This is a genomic window from Pseudomonas sp. KBS0710, from assembly GCF_005938045.2.
GTDB lineage: Bacteria > Pseudomonadota > Gammaproteobacteria > Pseudomonadales > Pseudomonadaceae > Aquipseudomonas.
In genome coordinates, this window is record NZ_VCCF02000001.1 from 2391831 (window position 1) to 2412715 (window position 20885).

At 60.6% G+C, this 20885-nt stretch carries 22 protein-coding genes, 1 tRNA gene and 2 pseudogenes; 10 read left to right on the forward strand and 15 right to left on the reverse strand.

Annotated elements, in window-relative coordinates:
* Positions 1-98: 98 nt before the first annotated feature.
* From FFI16_RS10990 to FFI16_RS11015, 7 genes and pseudogenes are all read right to left on the reverse strand, one after another.
* A complete protein-coding gene (locus tag FFI16_RS10990; RefSeq protein WP_138815306.1) occupies positions 99-539 on the reverse strand; it encodes a YqaA family protein in 441 nt (146 codons plus the stop codon).
* A 3-nt stretch (positions 540-542) separates the two neighbouring features.
* Positions 543-989: a DUF411 domain-containing protein gene (locus FFI16_RS10995; protein ID WP_138815307.1), complete on the reverse strand. Its 447-nt coding sequence runs from the start codon at positions 987-989 to the stop codon at positions 543-545.
* Between the two features lie 112 nt (positions 990-1101).
* Positions 1102-1560: an SRPBCC family protein gene (locus FFI16_RS11000; protein ID WP_138815308.1), complete on the reverse strand. Its 459-nt coding sequence runs from the start codon at positions 1558-1560 to the stop codon at positions 1102-1104.
* A 90-nt stretch (positions 1561-1650) separates the two neighbouring features.
* A complete protein-coding gene (locus FFI16_RS30865) occupies positions 1651-2496 on the reverse strand; it encodes a methyl-accepting chemotaxis protein (protein WP_371923623.1) in 846 nt (281 codons plus the stop codon).
* Positions 2497-2511: 15 nt separating this feature from the next.
* Positions 2512-3645: pseudogene (locus tag FFI16_RS30870) on the reverse strand (cache and HAMP domain-containing protein); the annotation flags it as partial.
* A 175-nt stretch (positions 3646-3820) separates the two neighbouring features.
* Complete coding sequence (locus FFI16_RS11010; protein ID WP_178112665.1) at positions 3821-4678, reverse strand: calcium-binding protein; 858 nt, start codon at positions 4676-4678, stop codon at positions 3821-3823.
* 142 nt (positions 4679-4820) lie between these two features.
* Complete coding sequence (locus tag FFI16_RS11015) at positions 4821-5732, reverse strand: AraC family transcriptional regulator (RefSeq protein ID WP_138815310.1); 912 nt, start codon at positions 5730-5732, stop codon at positions 4821-4823.
* Positions 5733-5834: 102 nt separating this feature from the next.
* Here FFI16_RS11015 and FFI16_RS11020 point away from each other — a divergent pair, with 102 nt between their 5' ends.
* Genes FFI16_RS11020 through FFI16_RS11040 form a run of 5 tightly spaced genes read left to right on the forward strand, consistent with a single transcriptional unit; the run spans position 5835 to position 10239 of the window.
* Positions 5835-6395 (forward strand): carboxymuconolactone decarboxylase family protein, encoded by a 561-nt coding sequence (locus tag FFI16_RS11020; protein WP_056860138.1) that lies wholly within the window; start codon positions 5835-5837, stop codon positions 6393-6395.
* Positions 6396-6433: 38 nt separating this feature from the next.
* The gene (locus tag FFI16_RS11025; protein WP_138815311.1) at positions 6434-7495 is read left to right on the forward strand and encodes an acyl-CoA dehydrogenase family protein; all 1062 of its coding nucleotides are present in this window, start codon (positions 6434-6436) and stop codon (positions 7493-7495) included.
* On the forward strand, positions 7492-8295 hold the full coding sequence (locus FFI16_RS11030) for an ABC transporter ATP-binding protein (protein ID WP_138815312.1): 804 nt from the start codon (positions 7492-7494) through the stop codon (positions 8293-8295). The genes FFI16_RS11025 and FFI16_RS11030 overlap by 4 nt, the downstream gene beginning before the upstream one ends.
* Entirely contained in the window at positions 8282-9481 is a 1200-nt protein-coding gene (locus FFI16_RS11035; protein WP_138815313.1) for an ABC transporter substrate-binding protein, read from the forward strand. The genes FFI16_RS11030 and FFI16_RS11035 overlap by 14 nt, the downstream gene beginning before the upstream one ends.
* A complete protein-coding gene (locus FFI16_RS11040) occupies positions 9478-10239 on the forward strand; it encodes an ABC transporter permease (RefSeq protein WP_138815314.1) in 762 nt (253 codons plus the stop codon). Before FFI16_RS11035 ends, FFI16_RS11040 begins: the two co-directional genes overlap by 4 nt.
* 48 nt (positions 10240-10287) lie before the next feature.
* Here the strand turns inward: FFI16_RS11040 and FFI16_RS30465 are convergent, their stop codons facing one another.
* Positions 10288-10425 (reverse strand): hypothetical protein, encoded by a 138-nt coding sequence (locus FFI16_RS30465; protein ID WP_178112666.1) that lies wholly within the window; start codon positions 10423-10425, stop codon positions 10288-10290.
* A gap of 172 nt (positions 10426-10597) precedes the next feature.
* Between FFI16_RS30465 and FFI16_RS11045 the strand changes: the two genes are divergently transcribed.
* Complete coding sequence (locus tag FFI16_RS11045; protein WP_065931559.1) at positions 10598-10792, forward strand: hypothetical protein; 195 nt, start codon at positions 10598-10600, stop codon at positions 10790-10792.
* 27 nt (positions 10793-10819) lie between these two features.
* Here FFI16_RS11045 and FFI16_RS11050 read toward each other — a convergent pair whose 3' ends face one another.
* Complete coding sequence (locus FFI16_RS11050; protein WP_138815315.1) at positions 10820-11194, reverse strand: fe2+ zn2+ uptake regulation protein; 375 nt, start codon at positions 11192-11194, stop codon at positions 10820-10822.
* Between the two features lie 238 nt (positions 11195-11432).
* Here FFI16_RS11050 and FFI16_RS11055 point away from each other — a divergent pair, with 238 nt between their 5' ends.
* From FFI16_RS11055 to FFI16_RS11065, 3 genes are all read left to right on the forward strand, one after another.
* Positions 11433-13712, forward strand: coding sequence for an acylase (locus FFI16_RS11055; RefSeq protein ID WP_138815316.1), 2280 nt, complete (start codon positions 11433-11435; stop codon positions 13710-13712).
* A gap of 212 nt (positions 13713-13924) precedes the next feature.
* Positions 13925-13998: transfer RNA gene (locus FFI16_RS11060), tRNA-Cys, on the forward strand.
* A gap of 344 nt (positions 13999-14342) precedes the next feature.
* On the forward strand, positions 14343-14537 hold the full coding sequence (locus tag FFI16_RS11065; protein ID WP_138815317.1) for a hypothetical protein: 195 nt from the start codon (positions 14343-14345) through the stop codon (positions 14535-14537).
* A 194-nt stretch (positions 14538-14731) separates the two neighbouring features.
* On the opposite strand, the gene FFI16_RS11070 is transcribed toward FFI16_RS11065, so the two are convergent.
* The gene (locus FFI16_RS11070; RefSeq protein WP_256666246.1) at positions 14732-15022 is read right to left on the reverse strand and encodes a DUF6124 family protein; all 291 of its coding nucleotides are present in this window, start codon (positions 15020-15022) and stop codon (positions 14732-14734) included.
* 525 nt (positions 15023-15547) lie between these two features.
* On the opposite strand from FFI16_RS11070, the gene arr reads away from it, so the two are divergent.
* Positions 15548-15964: an NAD(+)--rifampin ADP-ribosyltransferase gene (gene arr, locus FFI16_RS11075; protein ID WP_138815318.1), complete on the forward strand. Its 417-nt coding sequence runs from the start codon at positions 15548-15550 to the stop codon at positions 15962-15964.
* A 231-nt stretch (positions 15965-16195) separates the two neighbouring features.
* Here arr and FFI16_RS11080 read toward each other — a convergent pair.
* The 5 genes and pseudogenes from FFI16_RS11080 to FFI16_RS11100 all read right to left on the reverse strand — a co-directional run.
* Positions 16196-16420, reverse strand: a pseudogene (locus FFI16_RS11080) (helix-hairpin-helix domain-containing protein); the annotation flags it as partial.
* Positions 16421-16444: 24 nt separating this feature from the next.
* The gene (locus FFI16_RS11085; protein WP_138815319.1) at positions 16445-16696 is read right to left on the reverse strand and encodes a hypothetical protein; all 252 of its coding nucleotides are present in this window, start codon (positions 16694-16696) and stop codon (positions 16445-16447) included.
* A gap of 63 nt (positions 16697-16759) precedes the next feature.
* Entirely contained in the window at positions 16760-18181 is a 1422-nt protein-coding gene (locus tag FFI16_RS11090; RefSeq protein WP_138815320.1) for an efflux transporter outer membrane subunit, read from the reverse strand.
* A complete protein-coding gene (locus FFI16_RS11095; RefSeq protein WP_138815321.1) occupies positions 18178-19746 on the reverse strand; it encodes a DHA2 family efflux MFS transporter permease subunit in 1569 nt (522 codons plus the stop codon). Before FFI16_RS11095 ends, FFI16_RS11090 begins: the two co-directional genes overlap by 4 nt.
* Positions 19739-20848 carry an HlyD family secretion protein gene (locus FFI16_RS11100; RefSeq protein WP_138815322.1) on the reverse strand — a complete coding sequence of 370 codons (1110 nt, stop codon included), beginning with the start codon at positions 20846-20848 and terminating at the stop codon, positions 19739-19741. The genes FFI16_RS11095 and FFI16_RS11100 overlap by 8 nt, the downstream gene beginning before the upstream one ends.
* Between the last annotated feature and the right edge of the window lie 37 nt (positions 20849-20885).

The window sequence follows — 20885 nt, forward strand, 5'->3', positions numbered from 1 at the left end:
GGAGGCTGTCGGCACAGGATTAATCGAGGATTAATCCTGTGTACCGAACGACAGACACAGCTTATTCCTACGCCAAAAGCACCTGCCACTGACAGTTGTTACGGCTTCGCCAAATGGTTCAGCGTCAACGCTGCCAGCACGGCGTAACGGGCGCCTTTGGCCAGAGTGACCAGCAGCATAAAACGCCAGAACGGCTCACGCATGACCCCGGCCACCAAGGTCAGTGGGTCGCCAATAATCGGCACCCAACTGAGCAGCAGCGACCAATGCCCCCAGCGTTGATAGTGGCGGCGGGCTTTTTCCAGGTGCTTGGGGCTGACCGGAAACCAGCGCCGCGCCTTGTAGCGCTCAACCGATCGGCCCAGCCACCAGTTGACCACCGAACCCAATACATTGCCGACCGTGGCGATCACCAGCAGCCCCCACAGGCTGTAGTGCCCGCTGAGCAGCAGGCCGACCAGCACGGCTTCCGATTGCAGCGGTAGCAGGGTGGCCGCGCCAAAAGCGGCAAAAAACAGCCCGAGGTAACCGACGAACATTAATCAGTGGGCCGGGTAATCAGCCACCACTACATCCTGACCCTCGCGCGTCAGGCCAATGACCTGGTAGGCCTCGCGCCGCTCACCCATTTCCATGCCGGGTGAGCCCATGGGCATGCCAGGTGCGGCAATACCCAGTAGATCATCGCGTTTGCGCAGCGCCAGCACCTGCTCGGCGGGCACATGGCCTTCGACGAACTTGCCGTCGATCACGGCGGTATGGCACGAGCCCAGGCGCGGTGCGACGCCCAGGCGTTGCTTGACGGCGCCCATGTCGACTTCGACATGGTCGTTGACCTTGAAGCCGTTGGTTTCCAGATGGCTGATCCACTTTTTGCAGCAACCGCAGTTGGCGTCGCGGTGGACGTCGATAGGGATCAGGTCGGCGGCCTGGGCCAGGGTGGAGGTGAACAGGGCGCAGAGTAAGGCCAGTCGCAAGGGGTTTTTCATGCGGGTCTCGTGGGCAAGAGGATGGCGTCGGAGTTGTGCGGCGATCATGCCGACGTCATCGCAGGCAAGCCAGCGCCCACAGGGTGATAGGTGAGGGAGTAATGTTTCTAAATTATACGAAGGCCGCGTTTTCCAGCCGATGCTTGAGCTGGTCCAGCGCAATGCCCGACAGCTCGATCATGCGCGCGTGCAAGGTGGCCAGTTGCAATTCGGTCTGGTAGGTCAGCACCCGTCTGAACAGCGTACCGCCCCGGTGGGGTTGCAGGAAGTAGTGAATAGAGCCGTCTACTGCGAGGGAGGTGAACACGGTCTTGAATTCACTGGGGCGGCGGGCGATCTGTACGCGATAGCTCATGGGCACGCGCACACCCAACAAATCGATAATTTCGGTAAAGCGTGTACCGGACGGCAGTGAACCGCTGGTGCCGGTGTCGGCACTCAGGGAGGTGGGGTGCCACTCGTGCCAGCGATCCGGCTGGGTCACGTAGTCGTAGATGACCTCGATAGGTGCCTGGATGAAGCGCTCCTGACTGATCCGCTCCAAGCGGACCGAATGCTCGGCAGCGTGCATGACACACCTCCTGTGTGGCGAGATTTTGTCCTGAGAACTGTCAGAATAGTCCCACTCCCGCGCATTGCACGGGAGTGTCTCAGTAAATTATCAGCGCACCTTGAAGCGGCTCATCAATGCAATCACTCGGCCATTGGCGTCCAGCAGGCTTTGGGTGTTGGTTTGCGTGGCATGGCCGCTTTCTACCAACTCGTCGACCATCTGTCGGATCTGCACCATGCTGCGGTTGATCTCCTCGGTCACCGCGCTTTGCTGTTCGGCGGCCGTGGCGATCTGGGTGCTGAGGTTGTTGATATGGCTGACGGAACCGGCCATCTCATCCAGCCCGGTGTTCACCCGCGCCGTGGCATCCGCCGCCGACTGGCAACTGGCCTGGGTGTTTTCCATGGCCGCCACCGACGAACTCACGCCCGTGGTCAGGCGCGCGAGCATCTCGTTGATCTGCGAGGTGCTGGCCTGGGTGCGTGCCGCCAGCGCCCGCACTTCATCGGCCACCACCGCAAAACCACGACCTTGCTCGCCGGCCCGCGCTGCTTCAATGGCGGCGTTGAGGGCCAGCAGGTTGGTCTGGCCGGCAATCGCGCCGATCACGCCGAGGGTTTCGGTGATGCGTGCAGCGTCCTGGCGCATGGCCTCCACGGTGTGGGTGGCGCTGGCGACTTCGCCGATCAAGGCGCTGACACTGGTGGACGCTTCGCCGACCACCACGCGCGAGCGGTCGGCATGCTCGTTGGCGCGCTGGGTGAACGAGGCAGTTTGCGCCGCGTTTTGCGCCACGGTGTCGGCAGTCGAGCTCATTTCGGTGATGGCGGTGACGGTCTGGTCGGTCTCCGAGGCGTGGCGCACCAGGATCTGGTTGGTATGGGCCGAGGTCTGTTGCAGCTGCGCCAGGCTTGACGACATGGCGCCCGTGGCCTGGGTCACCTCACCAATCATGTTCTGCAGGTAGACGATAAAGTGGTTGACCGAATGGCCGATGGCGCCCAGTTCATCTTCAGCGCGAATGGTAATGCGCCGCGTCAGGTCGGCATCGCCGGCCGACAATGCATCGATATTGGTTTTCAGCGACTTCATGCGCTGCACCAGTTGGCGAATCCCATAAGCGGCCAGCAGCACCAGCAGCAACACCATGGGAATTTGTATCAGCGCCAGGCTGCCGAGCACGTCATCACGCTGGGCGGTGATCAACGAGGTGGGCAGGGCGGTGGCGAGGAACCACGGCGTGCCCTCGATCGGGCGCAAGTAGAAGGTGCTGGCCACGCCCTGGTTGTCGAACTCGCTGCGCACAAGCCCTTGGTCGCGATGGGCCAGGGCTTTACTCACCTGGGCGGCAAATGCCGAGGTGCCGGCCAGTTCGCTGATGTTCTTCAACACCACGGGGCCGCTGATGCGTGAGCTGTTGCTGATGATCTTGCCGTCGCCTTCGACGATCAGCATCTGGCCGCCGATGTCTTTTTCCTTGCTGGCCACCAGCTCATTGAAGAACCCCAGGGTCACGTCAATGGTGGCCACGCCATACGCCGCGCCGTCACGCTGGATAGCCATGGCGCAGTTGGTGCGCGGCTCCTGGCTGGCGTCGTCCTTGTAGGCCGCCGCCCAGGCGCACTGGCCGCGTGGCGAAGCGAGGCCGCCTTTGTACCAGCTCTGGTCGTAGTAGTTGGGCGCGGCGTCGCTGTTCCAGAACGTGTTGACCGCCAGCTTGCCCGAAGCATCGCGGTGCCAGAAGGTGCTGAACTTGTTGCGCCCTGGCGCGCGCTGGTTGGGCAGCGGCCAGATACCGCCACCGAACACCTTCAGTTCGCCATACTGGTCCACCAGGCCGGGCAGCACCTTGTCGATGGCGTCGCTGTCGAGCAGGGGAATGGTTTGGGTGATGCTGCGTTGTTGGGCCTGAACCTTATTCAGTTCGCCCTGGATGCGTTCAGCCACTTCGGCGACGCGGTTGAGCACCACCTGCTCTTCGGTATGGCGCAGCGTGGGGGCCACCAACTGGCCGATACCGACGACGGTCAACACCAATATCAGCAGGACGAACAACACCAGAAACAGGGTATAGCGGGTTTGGATGGAGCGCAGTGGGGGCATGGGGTCGTCCTTACGAAGCGTTATTATCGACGCGGCTTTGTTAGAGCTTCGTAGGGCTATCGGCTTGGCGAGGAGGAGCTTTAGGTACCATGGTGCAAAGTTGTTGGGTTGGTGGCGACCTTGCAGGCGTTTGCTGTTGCAAGGTCACTCGTTGGGGCAACTGTCGGGGAAGAATCTACGCGCCGGCTTTGTCGGGATTTCCGGTGGGTGCGGTGACAATGCGGTCCTGGCTTTGTTTATTCCAGATGCGGTCGTGACCTTCGCCCGTGTAAAAGGACGTGCGGTCATGCCCTACCAAGTGGTCATCGCCGCCGCCTCCTTGTAGATGATTGTCCCCGCTGCCGGCATAAAGGCTGTCGTCGCCGTCGCCACCCTGCAGTATGTTGTTTTTGTGCGCATCGCCGAACCCGGCATACAGGCGGTCGTTGCCGTTATTGCCGAGCATAATGGTGTTGCCGCTGCCGCCGCGGATTATGTCGTCGCCGTCATTACCTTCGGCATAGCCAGAGCCGCTGCCCAACCGTAGGCTGTCGTCGCCGCCTTGTCCAAAGAGCCCGGTAGGGCCACCGCCGGCTTGAAGGTCGTCGTCGCCGTCGCCACCCTGGATTTCCACCGTATGCTTGACGTCAGGGTCGATGATAACGCTGTCGCCGCCGCCATTGGTCTTGATCAATAGGCTCTGTTGCGGGCCTTTTTGTGCCAGGGCGTCGAGCACATACGATTGGCCATTGACGAGGAACTGCAACTTGTCACCAGGCCAACTGCGCACCTGAATCTTGTCGGCATCATTGCCGCTTTCAACCACAAGCCGATTTGACACAATTTTGGGCTTGTCGGAACCCACGGTGCTCCAGGTAATTTCCCGGCTGAAGGTCACATCGCCCTTTTTGAGCAGTTCATGTGTCCTAACGTCTCGTGCGCCTGGCGCCAGGTCAGAAGGTGGGTCATAGGGGGAGCGTGTGGGTTTGACCGGCTCGACGCTGGGTACAAGGTGACGCGCGGTTGCTGGGGCGTAAGCGTAAAGAGAGAGCATGCGGATGTCCTTCTCGATGACCAAAGTAGAAACCTGACTGCATGTCAGGGCTTCTCTTACGTGGACGATCGCTGCGCAAGCGTTCCTGGCTACCGCGCAGAGCTTGCGACTGGATATGTCGCTCGCGCTAGGATGCTGTATGTCAGTTATGCCATTGACCTTTGCGATAAGCCCCAGGTTGCTGGCCGGTGGTTTTGTGGAACGCGCGAGTAAATGCCGCCACCGATTGGTAGCCCACCGCCAGTGACACATCGGCCACGGTCATGTCCTGTTTGAACAGGCGGCATGCATGGCGCATGCGCATCATCAACAGCACGTGCCCCGGCGACTGCCCGCACAGCTCGCTGAAGCGCTTGAAAAATGCCGAGCGCGACAAGCCGGTGCAGGCTGCCATGCTTTCCAGGGTCCATGGGTCTGCCGGACGGGCGATCAATTGTTCCAGCAACTCGGCGAACGCCGGTTGGCGGCCCAGTGCGGCCAAACCGCCCAGTTCGGTGTTATCGATAACCTGCTGGCGCAGCACATACAGAAACAATAAATGGCACAAGCGCTCAAGCAATGCCGAGGAGGGCGCCGGGACGCGCTCGCACTCTTGCAGGATCAATTCGAAGAGGTTGCGCGCGGCGGTCAGTGATGGGTCGCCGGCGCGCAAGACAATCCAGGCGGGCAAGCTGTCGACGATCATCGCCGACAAACCGGAATGGAAGTGAAAAAAGCCGCAGACCAGGCCGACGCCGTCGTCGGCGTTGCTGTCCAGCGCCAGCATCGGTCGGCGCGGGCATTCCTGCGCGGCTTCGGCCGTGGCCTCGCCAGACAGCCGATACTCGAGGTCACGCAGCAGAAACACCGCATCACCATTATTCAGGTGTTGGGGAAGGGGTTCGCCGTCAATATGCAACCAGCATTGGCCCTGCACAATCAGGTGGAAACTCGCGCTGGCCAGCCCGTGGGTGCTGGCATGCCAGGCACCGCAATAGCGGCCGACATGGAACAGGCTGGTGTTGAGTTCGAGGCTGTCTAATAACCAATCAACGAGAGAACTGGACGAATTCATCTAACGGAAAGACTCTAGAGCAAGTAATCGCTACTTTAGCCTATTGAGGCGTTTTTTTATAACCAACAGACTTAGGTGATGAACCCATCAGGAGACCACTCCATGTCCCGTGTACCGTTGCTCACCCCCGAAACCGCCCCGGAAGCGGCCAAGCCCTTCCTGGAAAATGCCCTCAAAGGCTCGGGTTTCATCCCCAACCTGCTCGCCGTGTTGGCCAATGCACCGGCGGCGCTGGAAACCTACATCACCGTGTCCGGGCTCAACGCCAAGTCGGAGCTGACCCTCGCCGACCGCGAAGTGGTGCAATTGATTGCCGCCACCACCCACGGCTGCGATTTCTGTGTGGCCGGCCACACCGCTGTCGCGCGCAATAAAGCCAAGCTGCCCGAAGACGTGATTGACGCCCTGCGCCAGCGCGGTGAATTGCCCAACGCCCGGTATGAGACACTCGCCGCCTTCACCCGTGAAGTGATCGCCACCCGTGGCGATGTCAGCGACGCGGGTTTTGAAGCGTTCCGCGCCGCCGGTTATACCGATGGCCAGGCGCTGGAAGTTATTTTGGGCGTCAGCCTGGCAACCCTGTGCAACTTCGCTAACGTGTTTGCCCGTACCCCGCTGAATCCGGAACTGGCGCAATACCGTTGGGAAAAACCGGCAAGCTGAATCGGCGATGGTCCACCTGCTGTAAAAAGGAGAAACGAATGCTTGACCCAATCTTGAGCCGTTGGCTCGATGTTCAAGCGCAGGCCCTGGATGTGGGCAGTTGCGATCCACAGGAAGTGCTGCCAAGGCTGGCAGAGTCGAATGTATTAAGTATCGGCGTGCCCAAGGCGCTGGGCGGCCTGGGCGGTGATGTGACCGGCGCGGTGGAAGCCATTGCCAATGTGGCCAGCCATTCCCTGGCGGCCGCGTTTGTGTGCTGGGGCCAGCGCTCTTTTATCGAATATTTGTTGCAGAGCCCGAATGAGAGGCTGCGCGAGCAACTGTTGCCGGACCTGCTCAGCGGCAAACTGGCCGGGGCCACCGGGCTGTCGAACGCGATGAAGTTTTTGTCCGGCATCGAGACCCTGCAAATCAGCGCGGAGCCGACCGAAGACGGTTGGACCCTTAATGGCCGCCTGCACTGGGTGACCAACCTGCGCAAGAACGGTTTTGTTGCGGCGGCGGCGATTGAGCATGCCGGCGGCGGCGCGCCGTTTATCCTGGCCATCCCGGATTCGGTCGCAGGGCTGCAGCGTTCGCGTGACCTGGAACTGATGGGCCTGCAATCGAGCAACACGGCGGCCCTGGGCCTGGAAGGCGTGGAGCTGAGCCGCGACTGGTTGCTGCATGAAGATGCACGCAAGTTCCTGCCGGCCGTACGCCCGGCGTTCCTGGGGTTGCAATGTGGCATGTCCATCGGCCTGGCGCGGCGCTCCCTGGCGGAGGTGGCCAACCACCTGGGCTCATCACGTACGGTGTTGCGTGACGAGCTGGAAGCCTTGCGAGCGACCCTGGATCACCTGGTCACAGAACTCAAAAGTGGCCTGTTGGCCGGTCGTTTTGCCGCTGAGCCGGTGCCCTTGTTCAAACTGCGCATCGCCCTGGCCGAAACCGCCGCCAGCGCGGTGCAGTTGGAACTCCAGGCCAGCGGCGGCAAGGCCTACCTCACCGCCCATGGCAGTGGCTTTGCACGGCGCTGGCGCGAGTCGGCCTTTGTGCCGATTGTGACGCCCAGCCTGGTGCAGCTGCGCACCGAGCTGCACCGTCAGGCCAATCTATGAGCCAGGCGGTAATGCACGCCCAGGGGATTTGCCTGGGCTATGCCAGCGGGCCGGTGTTGCAAGGGTTTGATTTGCAGCTGCAAGCGGGCGAAGTGGTGTCTATCCTCGGCCCCAGCGGCGTGGGTAAATCCAGCCTGCTACGGGTGCTGGCCGGTTTGCAGGCGCCCCAGGACGGCAGCGTGCAGGTGCTGGGCGAGCCGCTGGCCGGGCCGCATCCACGGGTGGCAGTGGCGTTTCAAGACCCCAGCCTGTTGCCCTGGCTGAACCTGGAAAAGAACGTCGCCTTTGGCCTGGATTTCGCCCGGCAGCCGCATTTAAGCCCTGACGTGCGCCGCCAGCGCGTCGACCACGCCATTGCAGCGGTCGGCCTGGAACATGCGCGTCAGCAATTCCCTGCGCAGTTGTCCGGCGGCATGGCCCAGCGCACTGCGTTGGCCCGTTGCCTGGCGCGCCAGCCGCAGGTGTTGCTGCTGGATGAGCCGTTCGGCGCGCTGGATGAAGTCACCCGCGCCGACATGCAGCACCTGCTGCTCAAGGTCAACCGCGAGCAAGGGTCGGCGGCGGTATTGATCACCCACGACATTGATGAAGCGCTGCTGTTGTCCGACCGCATCCTGCTACTGGGCAACCGCCCGGCGCGGACCTTGGGCGAATGGCACATCGATTTGCCACAACCTCGCGAAGAGCAGGTTGAAGCCATAGGCGCGTTGCGTATCGAAATTCTGAAAACCTTACGGCAGGCGAGCCGCCCTCAACCCAACCCCATTGACCAACAGGAGTTTTCACATGTGTCTGGATGACCTTACGCACTCGCGCCGTGACTTTCTCAAACTCTCGGCAGTACTCAGTGCTGCCGGTGCCTTGCCATTGTTGAGCAGCCTGCAAGCCCGCGCCGCCAGCGAACCGGACGCGCCAGTGCGCATTGGCTACCTACCCATTACCGACGCCACGCCGCTGTTGGTTGCGCATAACAACGGCTTGTTCGAGGCCGAAGGCATCAAGGCCGAACGCCCGGTGCTGTTGCGCAGTTGGGCGCAGGTGATCGAGGCGTTTATTTCCGGGCAGGTCAACGTGATTCACTTGCTGTCGCCGATGACGGTATGGGCGCGCTACGGCAGCAAGGTGCCGGCCAAAGTCGTGGCCTGGAACCATGTCGGCGGTTCGGGCCTGACGGTCTCGCCGGGCATTACCGAGGTGAAGCAGCTGGGCGGCAAGTCGGTGGCGATTCCGTTCTGGTATTCGATCCACAACGTGGTGGTGCAGCAACTGTTCCGCGACAACGGCCTCACGCCGGTGGCGCGTGCCGCCGGCTCTGCGATTGCGGCCAATGAGGTCAACCTGATTGTGTTGCCGCCTTCGGACATGCCGCCTGCATTGGCGAGCAAACGCATCGACGGCTATATCGTCGCCGAGCCGTTCAACGCCCTGGCGGAAAACCTCAAGGTCGGTCGCGTGCAGCGCTTTACTGGCGATGTGTGGCGCAACCATGCGTGCTGCGTGGTGTTCATGCACGAGCATGACCTGACCAACCGCCCGGAGTGGTCGCAGAAGGTGGTCAATGCCATCGTCAAGGCGCAGGTGTGGACTCGCGAGAACCGCGAAGAGGCGGTGAAGCTGCTGTCCAAGGACGGCCCGAACCGCTACACCCCGCACGCTGAGCCGGTGTTGAGCAAGGTGCTGGCCCCGGCCGCCGCCGACCGCGCCGCTTACCTGGCTGACGGTGCGATCCAGCACGCCAATTGGGATGAGCATCGCATCGACTTCCAACCGTACCCATTCCCCAGCTACACCGAGGAACTGGTGCGGCGCCTGAAGGACACGTTGATCGAGGGCGACAAGAAATTCCTCGCTGACCTGGACCCAGCCTTCGTGGCCAAAGATCTGGTGGACGACCGCTTTGTGCGCAACGCCATCGAATCCGTGGGCGGCATGAAAACCTTCGGCTTGCCCGATGGTTACGAACGGCACGAGGAGATCGGCGTTTGAACAACGGCAGAATCCCAGGCTGGTGGCTGGGGCTGAGTGGTTTGGCCGGCTTGCTGCTGCTGTGGTGGTTGGGCGTGAAAGTGTTTGGCGAGGCTGACGGCCTGTCGGCGCGCTTTTCGCTGGCGGCAACCGCAAGCAGCTTGTGGGAATTGCTTGGGCGCAGCGAGCTGTACCTGCACATCGCGGTGAGCCTGAAACGCATATTCGTTGGGCTGTTTCTGGCGCTGTTGGTGGGTGTGCCGTTGGGGCTGCTGGTGGGCAGTTCGCGCAACCTGGAGGCGGCCACCACACCGGCGTTTCAGTTTCTGCGCATGATTTCACCGCTGTCCTGGATGCCCATTGTGGTGATGCTGATGGGCGTGGGCGACCAGCCGATCTACTTCCTGCTGGCGTTTGCCGCGGTGTGGCCGATCATGCTCAACACCGCCGCCGGCGTACGCCAGTTGGACCCGCGTTGGTTACAGTTGAGTAAGAGCCTGAGTGCCACGCGCTGGGAAACCCTGCGACGGGTGATCATCCCTGGCGTGGTCGGGCATGTGCTGACCGGCGTGCGCCTGGCCATCGGCATTTTGTGGATTGTGCTGGTGCCGTGCGAGATGCTCGGGGTGAGCGCAGGGCTGGGGTATTACATCCTCGACACCCGTGACCGCCTGGCGTATTCGGAGTTGATGGCGATGGTGGTGGTGATCGGCTTGCTGGGGTTTGCGCTGGATGCGTTTGCGCGGTGGTTGCATCAGCGTTGGGTGCATGCTGGCTGAACCGCGGACATCTCGCTTTCCGTCCTGGAAAGCGAGAGGCGCCTGGTATCAGCGGTGCTCGTAGCCAGGGCCGCCATCGTAGCGATGGTCGTGCCAGCCGCCACCGCCGCCGCGAGGGAAAAAGAAGCAGCCGCTCATGGTCAACATGATCAGCAATGGAATCAGCAGTGTGATTCGACGGAGCATTTTTACATCCTCTAGAGTACCGACAGGTTCAATCAGGCGCGGAACAAGCCAAAATTTCTCAGCGCCTGTAACATATGACCCTGCCGAACCGGTGCCATCCCCGTAACCGGGTATGTGCTTGGCATGCTCGGCGATACAAAGTGGATACATTCTTAAGCTTCAGGAACCCGTCATGACCCAAAAGCAACGTTTGAAATATTCGATTCTGATCGCCCTGGCAGTACTGGCGTCGATGTTTGGCCTGTCCTATCTGCAAAACACCGGCGTGATCAGCGAAAAAACGTTCCAGTACCTGGCGATTGCGATTGCCGTAGTGGTAGTGGTGATCAACGGCATCATGCGTCGCAAGGTCAAGCCTCACTTCTGATGCCTATCAAGGCGCCAGGTCAAGGCATCAGGCACGACCGTCGAGCACTTTGGCAGCCTCTGCATGGAGGCTGTAGCTTTTATCGGCATTGAGGGTGATCACGCCCTCGCTGCACAGGCGCTTGAGCACCTCACGCACGCTGAGAAACGACAACGGAATGCCCAGCTCGAGCAAATGGCTGTGCACGCCGCGCACGCCCAATGTGCGCTGGTTGTCGGCGGCGGTGAGCAGGGCGTCGATGACCTTCAGCCGGATCAGGCTGGTGCGCAAACCGAAGCACTTGAGCAAATGGCGGATACGCTGGTTGCCGTGCTCCGGCGCTTTGCCGAACGCTTGTGCGCCGCCGTAATTGGCGTCGGCAGCAGGTGAATGTCCATCCGTGGGCGGTTGCGGGTTGTACATGCAAAAACTCCTTATCAGAGCCTGATCAGGAAAATGATGGCGCTCTTATTGAATAAGACGAACGAGCGAGCGAAATCATGAAGTCCCGGATGTAGAAATTTTGTCGGTATCCACTTTGTCACACGTCAACCGCCGTTTAAAAAACACGCGCTGCGGCTAAATTGTTTCCGGCTGCCTGCGTTCTTACGGTGGGGTCGTTGCCCCTTGTAAGGGTGTTCAATTTGACTGTGGAGCTTGCGTGATTATTTCCAACCGGTTGTCCAAGGCGTGCGTCGCAGGGTTGTTACTGGGGCTGAGCCTGAACGCTTCAGCGCGTGAACAGGTGACACAGGCTTCTGCAGATATTCGTCGCACCACCTTCGGCGTGCCGCACATCCGCGCCAATGATGAGCGTGGCCTGGGCTACGGCATTGGTTACGCGTATGCACAAGACAACCTGTGCCTGCTGGCCAATGAAGTGGTCACGGTGAACGGCGAGCGCGCGCGGTTTTTCGGCCCGGACCAGGCGACCCTAGAAGAGCGCAACAACCTGGCCAGTGATGTGTTTTTCAACTGGCTGAATACGCCTCAGGCGGTTGCCGCATTCTGGAAGGCGCAGACCCCGCAGATGCAGCAGCGCATCGAAGGCTATGTCGCCGGCTACAACCGTTATCTGAAAGAGCAGGGCGCACCGACCCAGTGCCACGCCACGTGGGTGCGCCCGCTAGTGGTGGATGACCTGGTCAAGCTGACGCGCAGGCTGCTGGTGGAAGGCGGTGTTGGCCAATTCGCCGAAGCCCTGGTCGGCGCTACGCCGCCTCAAGCCACCGCCAGCCTGCCACCAAGCGCCAAAGCCTTTGAACTGGCCGCAGCCAATCAACAACGTTTCAGCCTCGACCGTGGCAGCAACGCCGTGGCCGTGGGCCGTGATCGTTCGTTTAATGGCCGTGGCATGCTGCTGGCCAACCCGCATTTTCCGTGGGTCGGTGGCATGCGTTTTTATGAGATGCACCTGACCATTCCCGGTCAACTGGACGTGATGGGCGCAGCCCTGCCGGGCTTGCCGGTGATCAATATCGGCTTCAACCAGCACGTGGCCTGGACCCACACGGTGGACACGTCCAAGCATTTCACGCTGTATCGGCTGACCCTCGACCCCAAGGATTCCACGCGTTATCTGCTGGACGGGAAATCCATCGCCATGGAGCAGCGTGCGGTGAAGGTCCAAGTCAAACAACCCGATGGCAGCCTCAAAGAGGTCACTCATACGGTTTACAGCTCGCAGTTCGGCCCGGTGGTGCAATGGCCCGGCAAACTCGACTGGGACAGTCACTACGCCTTCAGCCTGCGCGACGCCAACCTGGGTAACGACCGCGTGCTGCAACAGTGGTACGCGATGAACCGCGCCACCAGCCTTAAAGAACTGCAAACCTCGGTGCACACCCTGCAAGGCATACCGTGGGTCAATACCGTGGCCGCCGACGACCAGGGCCAGAGCCTCTACATGAACCTGTCGGTGGTGCCCAACGTCAGCGCCGTCAAACTGGCGCAATGCAGCGACCCACGCGCCGGCCTGCAAATGATCATGCTCGACGGCGCCCACAGCGCCTGCGCCTGGGATGTTGACCCGCGTGCAGCGCAACCTGGCATCTTCGCTGCCGACCAACTGCCGCAACTGCAACGCACCGACTACGTGCAACACTCCAACGACTCGGCGTGGCTGGCCAACCCCAAGTCGCCACTGACCGGCTTCTCCCCGGTGATCAGCCAGGACCACATCGGCCTCGGCACACGTGCACGTTTCGCCGTGCAGCGCCTGCAATCCCTGGAGAAGCAACCCATCAGGGTGGCCGACCTGCAAAACATGGTCATGGACAACGAGGTGTACCTTGCCGGCCAGGTCATGCCAGACCTGCTCGAGTATTGCGCCAAACACCTCGGCGCCGACGCCGCCGCGCTGCAATCGTTGTGTACCAGCCTGAAAGCCTGGGACCAGCACGCCAACCTCGACAGCGGCATCGGCCTGGTGCATTTCATTAACCTGGTCGAACACCTGCAACAAATCCCCGACGCCTGGCGCGTGCCTTTCGACCCGGCGCAGCCGTTGACCACACCCCGTGGCCTGGCCATCGACCGCATCGAGGTGGCCAAAGCCCTGCGCGAAGCCATGCTGGTCTCCAGCGCCGAGGTCAATACACTGAAGGCCACGCGCTGGGGTGACATCCAGGTCAGCGGCCAAACCCCCATGCACGGCGGCCCGCAACAACTGGGCATCTACAACGCCATGCAAACCGTGCCCCGCGCCGACGGCAAACGCGAAGTCGTCAGCGGCACCAGCTACCTGCAAATCGTCACCTTCGACGACAAAGGCCCCCAGGCACTGGGCGTGCTGGCCTTCTCCGAATCCAGCAACCCCGCATCCAAACACGCCAAGGACCAGACCCAAGCCTTCTCCGAGAAAAAGCTGCGCGCGCTGCCCTTCACCGACGCCCAGATCAAGGCCGACCCGCACTACCAGCAGCAACGCATCCAGGAGTAGGGCAGGCCCGCAACCCCTTGATGGCTATACGAAATATTTTTGAAATCAAGGGGTTGCAGGTAAAAGCAAATACGTACATAATGGCGCCCATCGAACGCAACGAAGCATTTAAAACTTCAATGTATTCAATGAGTTAGAGTAGAGGCAGGGTTATACAGCCCACTCAAGTTTTTATGCGGTGAATGTCAGTAGTCAGGGCGTTGATCGTTTGAGGCCGAGTAGCAAAATGGTTATGCAGCGGATTGCAAATCCGCCTACGCCGGTTCGATTCCGACCTCGGCCTCCACTCTTAGAAACCCCGTAGATTAACGTCTGCGGGGTTTTTTATTGCCTGCGATTTAAGAACCGTTCCGCAACCCCCACGCATGGCTCGCGCATTGAGCCTCGGGCCAACTACATGAGTGACATCCTTCAGGATTCTGCCTCTGATGTTTGGACCACTCTCTCGAGGGTATTTGTAGACGCGCTCGGATAGTTAAATACTGAATTATTGATGCTTAATAATGATTTAAATGACTCAGGGCTGTAATGAATTCCGAATCGATATAAACACCTGTTACTTTTAACAGGTGTAAAAAAATATAAGAGCGGATAATTTAGTTGTGGGTTTCTACTATAAAGGAGAGTGTCATGTCTATACAGGATTTTGTGTCGCGCATAGTTACGCATGATGACATTTTTATAGAAAATTTGTTGCAGGCAGAGGCTGCTTTAGAATACGCCGAAATTAAAACTGAGATGGAGTACAAAGATTTTGAGGGGAAGCTTGTGGCTATGAGCCGGGAAGAAACAGAACAGTTCCTAAATCAGGCCCGAAATACATAAATTCAGCTGCAGTGTTTTCACTAGAAACCTCGCTCCGGCGAGGTTTTTCTTACCCGATATTTACCCAGACCAAATGGGGGCGGGGCCTGAGGAATCCCCGATTTTTTAAATATCGGGGACATAAATATCGGGGATAGACCACAATTTCTGAATTTTAAAAATGGTGGTCTTCCCCGTATTCAATGGCTAGGCGGTCAATGATCAGCGGCTGTTGGACTAACTTTATCCAGCGCATCATCCACGAGCAGTTGCGCGTTCTCAATCAACTGCGCCAACCCGAATATTTGAAGCCGCCGCGATCCAGTTGATCCGAACGCTTGTTCATTAGCCATAACCGAAGCCGAAGCCAAAATCTCACTTGCATTGACCAAAACATCTTCTGAAGTCACATCAGTCCTTACTTTGAAAACACTGGTGGAAAGTTCTTCACCCTCTTTGCTACTTTCATGAATGATCCCCCACCGTGCAATGCACTGAGTGAACATTCAGGTTTATCACTTCGACTTCAATAACTGGGCAGCTGCGATTTGTAGAAAACATCCTCTTGACCCTCAGAAAATTAAGAGGCCACCACCGTCGTTGCGACACGAGTGGGTGGTGGACCGTGCAAGGGTCGCAAACCAGTTTCTGAGGAAACCAGCCGGGCAAAAGCCCGCCTCACACGGTCCACCATAGATGCGGTAAGCAGGCATAAAAAAAGCGCCTGCTACAGAGCTATGGCGCTACCGCGCCTCAGATTACTTCAGGTTGCGACACCCGGGCACAGGATTTACTGCGACGGTGGATCCTAGCCAAGTTGCTTCCTATGGCTCAACCTCGTTAGGTTGTGGGAAATGTCCGAGGGTAGATTGCGCAGGGGGAGTGCAGAAAATAAATTCTCGTTTATTGAAAAGCAGGACCGAAGATTCCGGTTAGCGTGTGGAAGCATAGAGGGGCGGTTTACGGTGAAATAAATCCGTCTATTTTTTATGCTATTAAGCCAACTCCCTTCCTCCAAGGATCACCAGCCCATGTCCACTACTGCTGGCGTATTCACCCGCCAGTTCTTCCACGGCACCCGGGCTGACCTGGAGCCAGGCGACACCATCCGCGTCGGCTACCCCTCCAACCTCACAACGGGCAAGCCATTGTCCTGGGTGTATTTCGCGGGCACGTTGGACGCTGCAATCTGGGGCGCGGAGCTGGCGCTGGGCGAGGGCGCAGAGCGGATTTATGTGGTAGAGCCCACCGGGCCGATCGTGGATGACCCCAACGTGACGGATAAGAAATTCCCCGGCAACCCCACGCTGTCCTATCGCTCGCTGGAGCCACTGCGGGTGGTGGCTGAGGTGACGAAGTGGCAGGGGCATGCGCCTGAGCGGTTGCAGCAGATGAAGGACAACCTTGCGCGTTTGAAGGCGGAAGGTCTGGATGTGATCATTGACTGACGGCTCTCGAGCACATTAATCCCAGCGAACTTCCAGTTCAGAAATCTCCCTTTCCAACGGCTCCCTGGCTTCAAACCATGCATCGAAACCGTTGAACTGGTCGTCGGCCAGGTAGAGGTAATAGCCTCCGGTTTCGCCTGCGGTATCATCCTGGATCGTTATCGTCCAGCCCGTGTGTTCCCCGGATAATATCGTTCCGCTGCGAGTGGTGGGCATGGGTGGCTTACGCGCCCTCGCAAGTGCCACAGCCGCTGTAATGGCCGCCCGCGCCTGGGGGCTGTTTTTCCAGCAAGTCGACCCGACTGCCGCCGATGCCTGCGCGAGAATGTCGCCCACGTCCGACTTTCCAAGCACCTCCAATGAGTCAATGCCCAACTGCTCCAGCCATGCAATCACGGTGGGGCCTACGCCCTTGAGGGCGAGCAAAGCGGTTCTTTCTTCCAATGAAAACGGCATGCATAAATTCCTTTTTATTGCTCACTAGGCCTCAGCGCGGACAATACGCAGTGCCTTCACCTCTTCGGCGTACACGCCAAGCTTTGCCTGTTGCGCAGCCAACAGTGCGCACATTTTCATCAGCGCCACCGCTTCATCGGCTGTTCTGCCGTTCGTGGCCATCGCCGTCAGCTCAACCACCGACCAGCCGATAACTGCCTGTGCATCGTCAAGGTCGTAAAACAGTTCTTGTTGCGCGGTTCTGGGCCCGTCGAGGCCCTGTATCAGTTCGGACATTTACTTATTCGCCTGCTGTGTCTTTTTAGGCCCATGGCTACCATCCCGATAGGCGTAGCACCCCTACAGCGTCCAGCCTAACCCAAGCGCCTTGTGCAAGGACGCAAAATCCTTCAGCAACTCCGCATCCCCGGAAATCCGGCTTTCCTGCGCCTGGTAGCGCGTGCGCTCGGCATCCAGCCAATCCAGGGTGCTCGCCGTGCCCGCGCGATAACGCTGGCGTGTCAGGTCGGCGGCGCGTACTGCCGAAGATTCCACGTTACGCAGCAGCACCACATTTTGGCGCTGATGGCCATAGCGTGCCAAGGCCACATCCGCGTCGCGCAATGCACTTAGCACCACGCTTTTGTACTGCGCCAGCGCTTCATCGCGCCCGGCTTCGGCGCCTTTGACGCTGGCAGCCACGCGGCCGAAGTCGAGGGCGTTCCAGGTGATGCGTGGCAGGATCAGCCAGGTGCCGCTGTCTTTGCGCGCAAGGTGGCCGGGGTCGCTGGCTGAGAAGGAGAGGTCGCCGGTGAGGCTGAGTTTGGGGAACCAGTCGGCGGTTTTTTCGCCGATCTGTGCGTTGCTCGACGCCAGTTTGCGCTCGGCCATGCGGATATCCGGGCGCGCCTTCAGCACCGCTGCCGGGTTGGCCAGCGGTACGGCGCTGGGTAAGGCGGGCAGGGCGCGGGCGGTGGCGAGTTGGCCATCCAGTTCGCCGGGCTCCAGGCCGCAGAGCAGGCCGAGTTGGTCGAGGGATTCGACGATGGCGGCTTGCAGTGGCAGGCGCTGGGCCTGGGTGTTTTCGGCTTGGGTGATGACTTGTTCAAGTTGCAGTTGCGAGGCCACGCCGCGCTCGCGGCGTTGCTGGGTAAGGTCCAGGGCCTGGTTTTCGATGTCGACGCTGGAGTCCACCAGTGCCAGGCGCGCTTGCTGGTCGCGCAGGTCGGTGTAGGCCTGGACGATTTCGGCGGCCAGTTGCACCTGGGCATCGGCCAGTTGCGCCTGGGACGCGTCGGCTTCGGCTTGCGCGGCTTCGACGGCACGGCGGGTGCCGCCGAACAGGTCGGCTTCCCAGCTGGCATCGAAGCCGGCGAGGTAGAGGTTCAGCGGGCCGCGGCCGCCGCCACTGTTGCCACCTAAAGCGGAGGTGTCGGGCGAGCGCAGTTTGAGCATCGCAGCATCACCGCTGACCTTGGGCATCGCGTTGGCCTGCGCACCGCTGAGGCTGGCGCGCGATTGCTTCAAGCGGGCCCGGGCGGTGGCGATGTCCGGGCTGTTTTGCAGGGCTTTTTCCACCAGATCGTTAAGCTGCGCGTCGCCCAGCGTGCGCCACCACTGCGCGACAGCGGGTGCGCCAGCGGAGGTGTTATCAGCATGCGGCAGGCGCCCGGCCGCCAGGGTTTTTGGCGCAACGTTGGGTGCGCCCTGGTAGTCGGGGCCGACCGTGCAGGCGGACAGCAGCGCAACGCTGAGCAGAAGAGGAAGCTTGCGAGGGATCATCGGGTTACCGTGCGCTTTTTCAGAATGAAGATCAGGGGCAGGCATGCCAGCATCGCCAGTCCCAGTAGATAAAACGAGTCGTTGTAGGCCATGACCGAGGCTTGCTGCGCTATGTCATTGGCCAGTTGCGCAAAGGCTTGCAGCTGTGAGGTGGACGCATCACCGGTTTGCGCCAGGTAGCTGGCGGTGCTGCTGGACATATGGTCCTGGGCCAATTGGCTGTTGGCCTGGATGCCTTCACGCAGCATGTCGTCGTGAAAGTGGCTGCGCCGGTCCATCAACACGCCGAGCAGGGCCAGGCCGATGGTGCCGCCCAGGTTGCGTGACATGTTGTACAGCCCGGCTGCGTCCCCGGCCTCGTGGGTTTGCACCGAGCGCATGGATAATTGGCTTAGAGGCATCATCACCAGGATCTGCCCGAAGCCGCGCAGCAGCTGCGACCAGATAAAGTCGTGGCCAACGCTGTCGGTGGTGAGCGTGGTGTCGACGTAGCAACTGGCCCAGTACAGCAACAGCCCGGCGCCGACCATCCAGCGCAGGTCGTAGCGGCCCAGCATTCTCGGCAGAATGGGCATCAACAGAAACGCCGGGATCCCCGACAACAGCATGATCGCGCCCGATTGCTGCGCGTTGTAACCCGACAAAATGCCCAGGAACTGCGGCACCAGGTACGCCGTGCCATAGATCCCGGCACCGACGGCGGTACCGATCAACAGCACGCTGCCAAAGCTTTTGTTGAGCACCAGTTGCAGGCGCAGGATCGGTGTAGTTGAGCGCAGTTGCCCCACGGCAATCAGGAAGAACCCGGTGACGGTGGCGATGCTCAGCCAGATGATCAGCAGCGAATCAAACCAGTGTTCGCGCTGGCCTTCTTCGAGCACCACGGTCAGCGAACTCAAACCCATGGCCAGGCCGAGAATGCCCAGCCAGTCGGCACTGATAAAACGCTGCAGGTTCATGCGCTCGGTGGGCAGGCCGGTGATCAGCAAGGTTATCAGGGCAATACTGATGGGCAGGTTGAGAAAGAAACACCAACGCCAGTTGATGTTTTCCGTGAGCCAGCCGCCGATCACCGGGCCCAGCAACGGGCCAAGAATCACGGTCATGCCGAACATCGTGGTGCCGATCGCCAACTGGTGCGGCGGCAGGCGCGTGCGCACGATGGTCTGCGCGGTGGGGATCATGGCGCCGCCGGCAAAGCCCTGGCCGATGCGCCCGGCGATCATCGCGCCGAGGCTCGACGACAAGCCGCAGAACATCGAAAACGCGGTGAACATCAACGCTGTGCCGATCAGAAAACGGCGCAGGCCGAATACCCGCGTCAGCCATGCGGCGAGCGGGATCATGACGATCTCCGACATCAGGTAGCCGGTGGCGATCCACGTACCTTCGGTGCCGGTCGCGCCGATCTGGCCCTGGATCTGCGGCAGCGCCGAGTTGGTGATCGACACGTCCAGCGTCGCCAGCAATGCGCCCAATGCCCCGGCTGCGACGGCGATCCAGTCGGTCAACGAGGCGTTGCGCGGTTTTTCGGCGACGGCCTCAGCCATCAGCGCCTCAGCCATGGTTGGCATCCGCCGCGTGGGTGCGCGTGTCGACGTCGACGGTGGCCGACAGGCCTGGCATCAACGAGGCGCGAATATCATCGGGTACGTCGAGGGCAATCCTCACCGGCACTCGCTGCACGATCTTGGTGAAATTGCCGGTGGCATTCGACGGCGGCAGCAAGGCGAACTGCGCGCCGGTACCGGGCGACAGGCTGTCGATATGGCCCTGCAGGTTGCGGCCGGGCAGTGCATCCACGTGTACCGTCACGGCCTGGCCGGGGCGCATCTCGCCGATCTGGGTTTCCTTGTAGTTGGCGGTCAGGTAGATCGCGCTGATCGGCACCACCGTCAGTAAGCGTGTGCCGGGCTGCACGTACTGGCCGACGCGCACACCACGGTCGGCGACCCGACCATCGAGCGGGCTGCGAATCACCGCATCATCCACATCCAACTGGCTCTGGGCTTCGCTGGCCTTGGCCACGCCGAGTTGCGCCTGGGCCTGCTTGAGTTGGGCTTGCAGGGTGCCGTAGCGGGTTTCGCTGGAGCGCAGCGCAGCCTGTTTGGCCGCCACGGTGCTGCGCGTCTGCGCCAGTTGGTTGTTGAGTTGCGCCAGGCGTTCTTCTGGCTCGGCGCCGGAGCGGGCCAGCGGCGCATAGCGGGCCACTTCGGTTTGCGCGTGTTGCGCGTCAGCCTGGGCGCCTTGCAGTTGGGCGCGGGCTTCGGCGATGGTGGAGTCTTGCTGCACCAGGTCGGCCTGGGCTTTGGCGTAGTCGGCATTGCGCGCGGCAATCGTCGCCGAGGCTTCGTCGCTCACCGCCTGGTATTTGCGTGCATCCAGGCGCACCAGCACGTCACCACGCTTGACGTTCTGGTTGTCGCTGACCAGCACCTCGGCCACATAGCCGTTGATCTTGGGCGCCACACTGATGCTGTCGGCCTGCAGATAGGCATCGTCGGTGGTCTCGATAAAGCGCCCGTTCAGCCACCACCAGGTTGCCCAGCCAAGGCCGCCCAGCAGTGCCAGGGCGGCGATGCCCAGCAGAATCCGGCGCGCCTTGCTGCGCTGGCCATTCACGGTATCTTCAGGAACGACCTGAGGGGAGGGTGTTGCTGCGGACATCGGGTCATTCCTATGGGTGTGAGCCGGTTTTAGAGTG

Excerpts from the sequence above, each read along its gene's own strand:
- FFI16_RS11070 (WP_256666246.1), bottom strand. The coding sequence starts at position 15,022 with ATGTTCACTCAGTGCATTGCACGGTGGGGGATCATTCATGAAAGTAGC.
- FFI16_RS11045 (WP_065931559.1), top strand. The coding sequence starts at position 10,598 with ATGACCCAAAAGCAACGTTTGAAATATTCGATTCTGATCGCCCTGGCA.
- FFI16_RS11085 (WP_138815319.1), bottom strand. The coding sequence starts at position 16,696 with ATGTCCGAACTGATACAGGGCCTCGACGGGCCCAGAACCGCGCAACAA.
- FFI16_RS11100 (WP_138815322.1), bottom strand. The coding sequence starts at position 20,848 with ATGTCCGCAGCAACACCCTCCCCTCAGGTCGTTCCTGAAGATACCGTG.
- FFI16_RS11015 (WP_138815310.1), bottom strand. The coding sequence starts at position 5,732 with ATGAATTCGTCCAGTTCTCTCGTTGATTGGTTATTAGACAGCCTCGAA.
- FFI16_RS11050 (WP_138815315.1), bottom strand. The coding sequence starts at position 11,194 with ATGTACAACCCGCAACCGCCCACGGATGGACATTCACCTGCTGCCGAC.
- FFI16_RS11065 (WP_138815317.1), top strand. The coding sequence starts at position 14,343 with ATGTCTATACAGGATTTTGTGTCGCGCATAGTTACGCATGATGACATT.
- FFI16_RS11035 (WP_138815313.1), top strand. The coding sequence starts at position 8,282 with ATGTGTCTGGATGACCTTACGCACTCGCGCCGTGACTTTCTCAAACTC.
- FFI16_RS11025 (WP_138815311.1), top strand. The coding sequence starts at position 6,434 with ATGCTTGACCCAATCTTGAGCCGTTGGCTCGATGTTCAAGCGCAGGCC.
- FFI16_RS30465 (WP_178112666.1), bottom strand. The coding sequence starts at position 10,425 with ATGCTCCGTCGAATCACACTGCTGATTCCATTGCTGATCATGTTGACC.
- FFI16_RS11010 (WP_178112665.1), bottom strand. The coding sequence starts at position 4,678 with ATGCTCTCTCTTTACGCTTACGCCCCAGCAACCGCGCGTCACCTTGTA.
- FFI16_RS11000 (WP_138815308.1), bottom strand. The coding sequence starts at position 1,560 with ATGCACGCTGCCGAGCATTCGGTCCGCTTGGAGCGGATCAGTCAGGAG.
- FFI16_RS30865 (WP_371923623.1), bottom strand. The coding sequence starts at position 2,496 with ATGATTGGTGAGGTGACCCAGGCCACGGGCGCCATGTCGTCAAGCCTG.
- arr (WP_138815318.1), top strand. The coding sequence starts at position 15,548 with ATGTCCACTACTGCTGGCGTATTCACCCGCCAGTTCTTCCACGGCACC.
- FFI16_RS11095 (WP_138815321.1), bottom strand. The coding sequence starts at position 19,746 with ATGGCTGAGGCGCTGATGGCTGAGGCCGTCGCCGAAAAACCGCGCAAC.
- FFI16_RS11020 (WP_056860138.1), top strand. The coding sequence starts at position 5,835 with ATGTCCCGTGTACCGTTGCTCACCCCCGAAACCGCCCCGGAAGCGGCC.
- FFI16_RS11090 (WP_138815320.1), bottom strand. The coding sequence starts at position 18,181 with ATGATCCCTCGCAAGCTTCCTCTTCTGCTCAGCGTTGCGCTGCTGTCC.
- FFI16_RS10995 (WP_138815307.1), bottom strand. The coding sequence starts at position 989 with ATGAAAAACCCCTTGCGACTGGCCTTACTCTGCGCCCTGTTCACCTCC.
- FFI16_RS10990 (WP_138815306.1), bottom strand. The coding sequence starts at position 539 with ATGTTCGTCGGTTACCTCGGGCTGTTTTTTGCCGCTTTTGGCGCGGCC.
- FFI16_RS11030 (WP_138815312.1), top strand. The coding sequence starts at position 7,492 with ATGAGCCAGGCGGTAATGCACGCCCAGGGGATTTGCCTGGGCTATGCC.